9 protein-coding genes and 2 tRNA genes are annotated in these 8,699 nt (G+C 49.9%); 10 read left to right on the top strand and 1 reads right to left on the bottom strand.

Going from position 1 to position 8,699, the window contains the following annotated elements; genetic code table 11:
- Window positions 1–133 precede the first annotated feature (133 nt).
- From rplM to ACI32D_RS04855, 4 genes are all read left to right on the top strand, one after another.
- Window positions 134–577 carry a 50S ribosomal protein L13 gene (rplM, locus tag ACI32D_RS04840; protein WP_003613334.1) on the top strand — a complete coding sequence of 148 codons (444 nt, stop codon included), beginning with the start codon at window positions 134–136 and terminating at the stop codon, window positions 575–577.
- A gap of 12 nt (window positions 578–589) precedes the next feature.
- Window positions 590–985 (top strand): 30S ribosomal protein S9, encoded by a 396-nt coding sequence (rpsI, locus tag ACI32D_RS04845; protein WP_154546862.1) that lies wholly within the window; start codon window positions 590–592, stop codon window positions 983–985.
- 294 nt (window positions 986–1,279) lie between these two features.
- Window positions 1,280–2,911, top strand: a complete 1,632-nt coding sequence (locus ACI32D_RS04850; RefSeq protein ID WP_439775497.1) for a peptide ABC transporter substrate-binding protein — start codon at window positions 1,280–1,282, stop codon at window positions 2,909–2,911.
- Window positions 2,912–3,025: 114 nt separating this feature from the next.
- Window positions 3,026–3,649, top strand: a complete 624-nt coding sequence (locus ACI32D_RS04855; RefSeq protein WP_439775498.1) for an NUDIX hydrolase N-terminal domain-containing protein — start codon at window positions 3,026–3,028, stop codon at window positions 3,647–3,649.
- Window positions 3,650–3,713: 64 nt separating this feature from the next.
- Here ACI32D_RS04855 and ACI32D_RS04860 read toward each other — a convergent pair whose 3' ends face one another.
- Window positions 3,714–4,883: an MFS transporter gene (locus ACI32D_RS04860; RefSeq protein WP_439775499.1), complete on the bottom strand. Its 1,170-nt coding sequence runs from the start codon at window positions 4,881–4,883 to the stop codon at window positions 3,714–3,716.
- Window positions 4,884–4,984: 101 nt separating this feature from the next.
- On the opposite strand from ACI32D_RS04860, the gene ACI32D_RS04865 reads away from it, so the two are divergent.
- From ACI32D_RS04865 to ACI32D_RS04890, 6 genes are all read left to right on the top strand, one after another.
- Complete coding sequence (locus ACI32D_RS04865; protein ID WP_439775500.1) at window positions 4,985–5,476, top strand: YbhB/YbcL family Raf kinase inhibitor-like protein; 492 nt, start codon at window positions 4,985–4,987, stop codon at window positions 5,474–5,476.
- A gap of 99 nt (window positions 5,477–5,575) precedes the next feature.
- A tRNA-Gln gene (locus tag ACI32D_RS04870) sits at window positions 5,576–5,647 on the top strand.
- A gap of 118 nt (window positions 5,648–5,765) precedes the next feature.
- Complete coding sequence (locus ACI32D_RS04875; RefSeq protein ID WP_439775501.1) at window positions 5,766–5,936, top strand: hypothetical protein; 171 nt, start codon at window positions 5,766–5,768, stop codon at window positions 5,934–5,936.
- Window positions 5,937–6,261: 325 nt separating this feature from the next.
- A complete protein-coding gene (locus tag ACI32D_RS04880; RefSeq protein WP_439775502.1) occupies window positions 6,262–7,443 on the top strand; it encodes an aminotransferase class I/II-fold pyridoxal phosphate-dependent enzyme in 1,182 nt (393 codons plus the stop codon).
- Complete coding sequence (locus ACI32D_RS04885) at window positions 7,430–8,485, top strand: PTS sugar transporter subunit IIC (protein ID WP_439775503.1); 1,056 nt, start codon at window positions 7,430–7,432, stop codon at window positions 8,483–8,485. The genes ACI32D_RS04880 and ACI32D_RS04885 overlap by 14 nt, the downstream gene beginning before the upstream one ends.
- 75 nt (window positions 8,486–8,560) lie before the next feature.
- Window positions 8,561–8,642: transfer RNA gene (locus ACI32D_RS04890), tRNA-Tyr, on the top strand.
- Window positions 8,643–8,699: the final 57 nt, after the last annotated feature.

The following is an 8,699-nucleotide window of genomic DNA, read 5'->3' on the forward strand; positions in this document are numbered from 1 at the left end:
AAAATATCGGCTCGACCTTGATTTATAATTGACATTTTGGTATTTAGGACATATGATATAAGAGTATGTTTGTCCACGATAGGCCCCGGAAACTTATTGTATTCAAACTACGAATTAAACGGAGGAATTTACATTGCGTACTACACCATTAGCAAAGACTAGTGAAATTGAACGTAAGTGGTACTTGATTGACGCTACTGATGTTTCATTGGGTCGTCTTTCAACTGCTGTTGCTACTATCCTTAGAGGTAAGAACAAGCCTCAATTTACCCCAAACGTTGACACTGGTGACAATGTCATCATCGTTAACGCTTCTAAGTTGAAGCTGACTGGTAAGAAGGCAACTGACAAGATCTACTACCACCACTCAGAATACCGTGGCGGCTTGAAGTCTGTATCAGCTGGCGAATTGCTTGCCAAGAACCCTGTTAAATTGGTTGAATTGTCAGTTAAGGGTATGCTTCCAAAGAACACTCTTGGCCACCAAGAATTCTTGAAGATGCACGTTTATGCTGGTGAAGAACACAAGCACGAAGCGCAAAAGCCTGAAAAGTTAGACATTAACAATTTGATCTAGGAGGTAGTTTAGATGGCACAACAAGCTGCATATGCAGGTACTGGTCGTCGTAAGGACGCCGTAGCTCGCGTTCGTTTAGTACCAGGCGATGGTAAGATCACTGTTAACAACAAGGATGTTGCTGACTACATTCCATTGCCAATCTTGGTTAAGGACCTTAAGCAACCTTTGACTTTGACTGAAACTGAAGGCCAATACGACGTTATCGTTAACGTTAACGGTGGTGGTTTCTCAGGTCAAGCCGGTGCGATCCGTCATGGTATCGCCCGTGCCCTTCTTGAAGTAGACCCAGACTTCCGTGGTCCACTGAAGAAGGCTGGCTTCTTGACTCGTGACCCAAGAATGAAGGAAAGAAAGAAGCCAGGTCTGAAGAAGGCCCGCAAGGCTTCACAATTCTCAAAGCGTTAATCTTACGATTACGTTTTGCCTTCAAAAAGCGTTGTTCCGCAGGGAACGGCGCTTTTTTGTTTTTCTCCCATAAGCAGACCAATTTTTCTCCCCAACTTATCCACATAAGAAAATTAAGCAAAAGTCTAGACCAACTGAATAAAGTAAATCAGTCCCCGACAGAAAATTTCCAAAATGAAGAGTTTCCCGGAATAAAGTACAAGTCCTTGCATATGCTACAAAATGAAAATACAATGAATGCAAGCTTAAAAAGTGACCCGTGATGATAAAGATGTGAAAGCAGGGGACAAGACAATGAAAATTCCGAAAAACTTAGGTCAAGCAGCTTGCGTCTGTCTGGCGGCACTCGCATTAACGGCATGTGGTTCTTCAAAGGCAAGTTCTTCTAGCAAAAAGACCTTGAACTGGTCAGCTAGTGCTGAAATTCCAACCATGGACCTGTCAAAGGCGACCGACTCGGTTTCCTTTACCCAGATCTCCAACACCTTTGAAGGCCTCTACCGCCTGGGCAAGGACTCAAAAATTACTCCGGGCCTGGCAACCTCTGAAAAAGTTTCCAAAGACGGTAAAACTTACACCTTCACCTTGAGAAAGAACGACAAGTGGTCCAACGGGGACCCGGTGACGGCCCAGGACTTTGTCTACTCCTGGCGGCGGACGGTCAACCCGAAGACTGAATCAGAATATTCATACCTTTTCTCAGGCATCAAGAATGCTGACAAGATCGTAGCTGGCAAGAAGCCGGCAACGAGCCTGGGGATCAAAGCGGTTGGCAAGTACAAGCTGGTCGTGACCCTGGAACGGCGGATCCCATACTTCAACAAGCTGATGGGCTTCGCGGTCTTCTTCCCGCAAAATGAAAAAGCCGTCAAGAAGTATGGCTCCAAGTACGGGACAGCTTCCAAGTACCTGGTCTACAACGGTCCTTACATCCAGAAGGGCTGGACCGGGTCCAACCTGTCTTGGAAGATGGTCAAGAACAAGTACTACTGGGACAAGAGCAAGGTCAAGCTGAGCCAGATCAACTGGAGCGTGCAGAAGTCAACCACGACTTCTTACAACCTCTACCAGGCTAAGAAGCTGGACGCTACTTCCCTTGACTCCTCACAAATCAAGCAGCTGAAGAGCGACAAGGCCTTCACCTTGCTGCCACAAGGCGGGACCTACTACATGGAATTCGGCCAGGGCAAGAGCGGCAACGAATACGTTAAGAATGCCAACATCCGCAAGGCCCTGTCACTGGCAATTGACCGCGGGGGCCTGGTTTCTACCATCGACGGCGGGGCCAGCCAGCCGGCCAACACCTTGACTTCCAAGGACTTGACCAAGGTCAACGGCAAAGACTACACCAGCTTGATCTCCAGCAGCGCCAAGAGCCTCTACCCGAAGGACGGCAACAAGAAGCTGGCCAAGCAGTACCTGGCCAAGGGCTTGGCTGAACTGGGCAAGAGCAAGATCAAGCTGACCTTGATCTCCAGCGACACGGACAGTGCCAAGAAGACGGCTGAATCAATTCAGTCCAACATTGAAGCGACCCTGCCGCAGGTCAAGGTGGAAGTCAACAGCGTTCCGTTTAAGACCCTGCTGAACCGCCTGGCCAGCCACAACTTCCAGCTGGGGCTGATCGACTGGATCGCCGACTTCGCTGACCCGATCTCCTTCCTGGACCTGTTCACGACTGGCAACAGCCAAAACGACGGGCAATGGTCAAACAGCGAATACGACAAGCTGATTGCTGACTCCAAGACCACCACGTCTACTAGCCAGCGCTGGAGCGACATGAGCAAGGCTGAAGATATCCTCTTAAACGATGCCGGCATCTGCCCGCTCTACTACTCAACCAGCGTCATGCTGGTCCGGACCAGTGTTAAGAAGGCGGTCTACAACCGGGGCAACTGGGACTTCAAGGAAGCCTACGTCAAATAATCAAGATTAAAGATAGTCAAGAAAGCAGATCTCCGGATCTGCTTTTTTGCGCAAAAATTTTTCCCTTTGACTATAATTAAGGCAGAAACAATTACAGCAGAAGGAAAAGAGGGCATGATGAAAAAAGGCGACAAATTAATTGACTGGGCCATGGAAATCCAAGCGATCGGGCAGACCGGCCTGGCCTACAGCAAGGATGTTTTTGACACGGAGCGCTACAGCCGCTTGCGGGAAATTGCCGCGGAAATGCTAGCGGAAAAAAGTGAGGTCAATTATGACAAGGTCAAGGAGCTCTTTTGCAATGAAATTGGCTATCAGACTCCGAAGATCGCGACCAGGGCAGCCATCTTCAAGGATGACCAGATTCTCCTGGTCCAAGAAAAAGAAGGGCACTGGTCCCTGCCCGGCGGCTGGTGTGACGTCGACCAGTCCCCAGCTGACAACTGCGTCAAGGAGTGCCGGGAAGAGTCCGGCTTAACTGTTAAACCGGTCAAAATTATTGCTGTTCAAGATCACTTTAAGCACCATGGCTCCATCCACCCTTACGGAATTACCGACATCTATTATCTCTGCCAGTCCCTGGGCGGGGAATTCAAAGCCAACTCCGAAACCAGCCAGGCAGCTTGGTTTAAGGAAGCTGACCTGCCGCCTCTGGCGGAAAACAAGAACTCGACTGAACAGGTCAAGATGTGCTTTGCTGCCCAACGTAACTCTGACTGGCAAACTTTATTCGACTAAAAAAACTCGCTGTGAGGCGAGTTTTTGTTTTCTATCTCTATTTTATTCTCTATTCTGTTTTTCTTTACTTCTTAGCAGCTAATTGCCGGCAAACCAGGATCATCAGAAGGCAGCTGAGTAAGCTGTAGACACCGCCAAAGTAGGGGGTGCTGGAAATACCAGTCAAGCCTGCCGCTTGTGCAGCTGTAAAGGAGCCCAGGGAAATGCCGATATTGGCAAAAATCGAGTTGAAGCTGGAGGCAAAGTCAATTGACTCTGGATATTCAGCCGCGGCCAGGTCCAGGAAATAAACCTGGGTGGAAGACCCGTACATGCTGTTGAGGCAGCAGATGCCGACGATGCATAGGAAGGCCAGCCAGGACAGCGGCAAAAGCGGCGCCAAGAGGAAGAGCAGGACGGTCTGGATGCCGAAAACCAATGGCAGGCGCTTGATTCCGCCATGGTCGGCCAGAAAGCCCCCAGTCTTGTTGCCGGCGATAAAGGCCAAGCCCAGCAGCAAGAGCAAGATGTTCAGCCAGCTCTTTGGAAAATGCATGTAGTCGGTGATCAAGGACCTGATATAAGTATAGTAGGTATACTGGGCCGCGCAGACCAGGACGATGGCCAAGAGGGTCAGCTGGATCTGCCGGTTGCCCAGGATGGCAAACTGCTTATTGCCCTTGCTGGACTGGCTCTGCGGGGTATCCCGGGGCACGAATACCAGTAAAAGGACGAAGGTTACAAGTGTCAGAACTGAGATCATCCAGAAACTGGCATGCCAGGAAAAAGTGGTTGAGATGAAGGTACCAATCGGCAGGCCGATGATGGAAGCAATCGAGAAGCCGGCAAAAATCCAGGACAGAAGCGAGGCTCTTTTTTCCAAGGGCGCCACGAAATTGGCGATAACCAGGATCAGGGAAATAATTGCCCCGGCCGTAGTGGCAGACAGGATTCTGGACAAAAGCAGGCTGATATAGCTGTGGGACAATGCCGTCCAGGTGTTGCCGATGAAGAAGACGCCCATCAAAAAGAAGAGGAGCTGGTGGCGCTTGAAATACTTGGTTAGGGAAGTAACTATGGGCGTAGCGATGGCATAAACCAGGGCAAATACGGTAACCAGGTAGCCTAAGCTGCTGAGTGAGGCATTTATTTCCCGGGAAATATCCGGCAAAACACCGACGATCATATATTCATTGCAGCCGAGCATGAAGGCCACGAAGACAAAGAGAAAAGCTTGAATTTTATAACGTGACATACTAAAACTCCTATAAAAGACACTGTTAATTAGTTTAACAGAAAAAATGTTAAAATGAAGATGATAATAGTAAGTCTTGAGTAAAGAAAGCAGGTTTGACCATGCAAATTCAAGTGAAATTGAACAAGGGCTATTTACCCGACGAATATGCCAAGTATGCCAGCGTTAAAGAAGCTGGCAACCCGGTAGTGTCTTTTCCGTTTACCCTGACGGACCTGCCAGAAGGGACCAAGTACCTGGCCTGGTCCTTGGTCGATTATGATTCCATTCCGGTCTGTGGCTTTGCCTGGATCCACTGGCTGGCCAGCGACGTGCCAGCAGCCAGCGAAATTCCAGCTGACTTCAGCCGGACGACGGATACTCCCCAGGGCTACAACAGTACCGTTTCCCGCTTTTTGAATGATCCAGAAGAAGTACATACGGGCTATATCGGGCCAACTCCGCCGGACAAGGACCACGACTACCGCTTCCGGGTTTACGCTTTAAGCGAGAAGCTGGACCTGGAAGAGCCTTATTACTACAATGAATTCTTGCGTGCCTTGGAGGGCAAGGTCTTGGCTGAAAGCCAGCTTGACCTGCCGGCCCGGGTTTAAGGAAAAAGTTTTTTAGAAAAAAGTTGCCGAAAACTGTTGACCACAGCTGGGAAATTAGGTAATATATTATTTGTTGAGCGATCAGCTCACAAGTAAGATTGCGTTATAGCCAAGTGGTAAGGCAACGGTTTTTGGTACCGTCATGCGCTGGTTCGAATCCAGCTAACGCAATAAGTTAGGCCAGGCTGGAAGGCTTGGTCTTTTTTGCGCTCTCAAAAATGCAAGGCAAAAATCTGGTAAAATGGAAAAGAACTTTTGTAGGCAGATTTTTTAAGAAAAGAGGCAGCAGATGGCTGGAAAAGAAGAAGAAGTGGAGAAAATGCAAAAGCTGCTGGGCCAGCTGGAAGAAGAAATTTCCTTGAGCTACTTCCTTAAGCCTGGCACCATTACGGTTGGCCGCGACCTCCTGCAGGCCATGCAGGACCTGTTGGCCAATCCTGAAAATTGGGAAGAAAATTAACGCATCGCGCTTGACTTTAATTTATCTTTAAGATATAGTTAAAGCATCAAATGTTGAGAGAGGACAAGAATCATGAACGCTTTAATCAGCAAGAACGCGAAATTCTTTAGCTTTTATTACTGGAACTAGCTTGCATCTGCGGATGCAAGTCTTCAAGCAAGAACATGCATCTGCAGTTTCAATAATAAGAGTTTTCTCAGCATTTTTTGAAACGGCAGGAATCAGGATCCGGCGGTTTCAAGAACACGCGCATTAGCAGACTTTGGTAATCGTGGATCATCTGATCCGCGATTTTTTTATTTTTACGGTAGCCAAGGAGGACACCATGGTTGATTTAACTAAGCACTTTAAGCAGGGGGTAGCGGAAGTAAAGTCTTCAGCTATTCTGAATTTTGCCAAGTATACGAGCCAATACCCGGACATCGTCAAGTTCACGGTTGGCGAACCGGACTTCAACACCCCAGACCATATCAAGACGGCTGCCATCAAGGGGATCGTGGACAACCACTCCCATTACGCGCCTTCAAACGGGACGCCTGGCCTCAGAAAAGCCGCGGCTGACTTCCTGGCCCGGCATTACGACATGCACTATGAGCCAAGCGAAATCATTGCCACCAACGGGGCAACGGAAGCCATCTACACGGTCATGTCTGCCATTATCAACCTAGGCGACGTGATGGTCCTGCCAACTCCGATCTTTCCTTTATATATTGCCGACGCGGCCTTGGAAAAAGCGGAAGTTGTCCAGATCGACACTTCCAAGACCGGCTTCAAATTGACGCCAGACCAGCTGCAGGCGGCAGTTGACGAATACGGCGACCGCCTCCGAATTCTGGTTATGAACTACCCGACCAACCCGACCGGGGTCATGTACAGCCAGGAAGAACTGGATGCTTTGGCGGCAGTGATCAAGGACCGGCCAACTTTTGTCCTCTGCGACGAAATCTACAGTGAACTGAACTACGAGCAAGAGCACGCCTCAATGGCCAAGTCCCTCAGAAGCCAGGCCATCGTTTTAAACGGGGTCTCCAAGTCCTGGGCCATGACCGGCTACCGGATCGGGATCATGGCTGCTCCCCAGGAAATTACTGACCAGCTGGCCAAGGTTCACCAGTTCATCACCACGACTGAACCGACGCCAATGCAGGACGCGGCTGAGGAAGCTTTTAAAAACGGGGACCGGGATGCCCGGGAAATGAAGGCAGCCTTCAAAGAGCGCCGGGACTACCTCTACCAGGCTTTAACTGAGATCGGCTTTGAAGTGATCAAGCCGCAGGGGGCCTTCTACATCTGGGCCAAGATTCCGGCCGGTCTTAACCAAAAGGACACGGAATTCGTCTACGAGCTGGCTGACCAGGCCCATGTCGGGGTCTGCGCTGGTTCCTGGTTCGCCAAGGGTGGGCAGGGCTGGCTCCGCTTCTCCTACGCGACGGCACTGGACGAAATCAAAGAAGGCGTAAGCAGAATCAAGAAATTTGTCGAGGAAAATAAGAATGACGGAAAGTAAAGAAACAAATGGCCTTAAGCAAGGCACGCTGAACATTTTAAACGGGATCGGACTCGGGGTTATTGCCGCCCTGGTGCCGGCTGCGCTTTTAGGACAACTAATGAAGGCCCTCTTGGGCGTGGCACCAACTTTTGCCCAGACGGTCATCAATATCACGACTTTTACCCAGAGCCTGCTGGCCGCCATGGCTGGCTTCTGCGCTGCCTACCTCTTCCAGATGAACATGATCCAGATGTGTTCTGTTGCTGCCGCGGCCATGATCGGTTCTGGCGCGGTTACTTTTAAAAACGGCTTGATTATGGTGGCCGGGACTGGTGACGTCATCAACATCGGTTTGACGATCACCCTGGCCATCCTCTTGATCAAATTGATTGGCAACAAACTGGGTTCCTACACCACGATTCTTTTGCCAATCATCGTCTTGGTCGTTGGCGGCGGGGTTGGTCTCCTAATTCTGCCATACGTTAAGACCGTGACCACCTTCATTGGCATGATCGTCATGGCCTTCACCAAGCTGCAGCCACTCCTGATGGGCGTTTTGATCGGGATGTCCTTTGCGGCCATGATCGTGTCGCCAATTTCCTCAGTTGGGATCGCGGTGGCGATTGGCTTGACTGGGGTTGCTTCCGGGGCCGCCAACCTGGGCATTACCGGGGCTGCCTACACTCTGGGGATCATGAGTTACAGCGTCAATGGGATGGGGACCACCTTGGCCCACTTCATTGGGACGCCAAAGATCCAGATGGCCAACATGCTGGAAAAGCCGAAGCTTTTTGTTCCGGTCCTGCTTTCATCTGGTCTGTCCGGTCTTCTGGCCGCCATCTTCAACCTGCAGGGGACGCCTAATTCCGCTGGCTTTGGCTTCAGCGGCTTGATCGGGCCTCTGGCGGCTTACGCAAAGATGACGCCAGGCTGGGGGAGCATCATCCTTTTGACGGTGCTCTACGTCGTTTACCCGGTTGCTTTGGGCTTCTTCATGCGCTGGCTCTTCATCGACCGCTTGAGTTTTGCCCAAGCAGAGGACTTGCGCCTGGAAGTTTAAGCTAAAAAACAAAAAAATTACCAAAAAAGCTTGCACTTACCCTGTTTTTTCGTTAAGATAATAGAGTACTTCAACGGAGGAATAGCGAAGTGGCTAAACGCGGCGGTCTGTAAAACCGCTCTCTCTGAGTTCGGTGGTTCGAATCCACTTTCCTCCATTGATTGCGTTATAGCCAAGTGGTAAGGCAACGGTTTTTGGTACCGTCATGCGCTGG

Origin of the sequence: Lactobacillus sp. (assembly GCF_051873315.1) — a bacterium.
Classification (GTDB): Bacteria; Bacillota; Bacilli; order Lactobacillales; family Lactobacillaceae; genus Lactobacillus.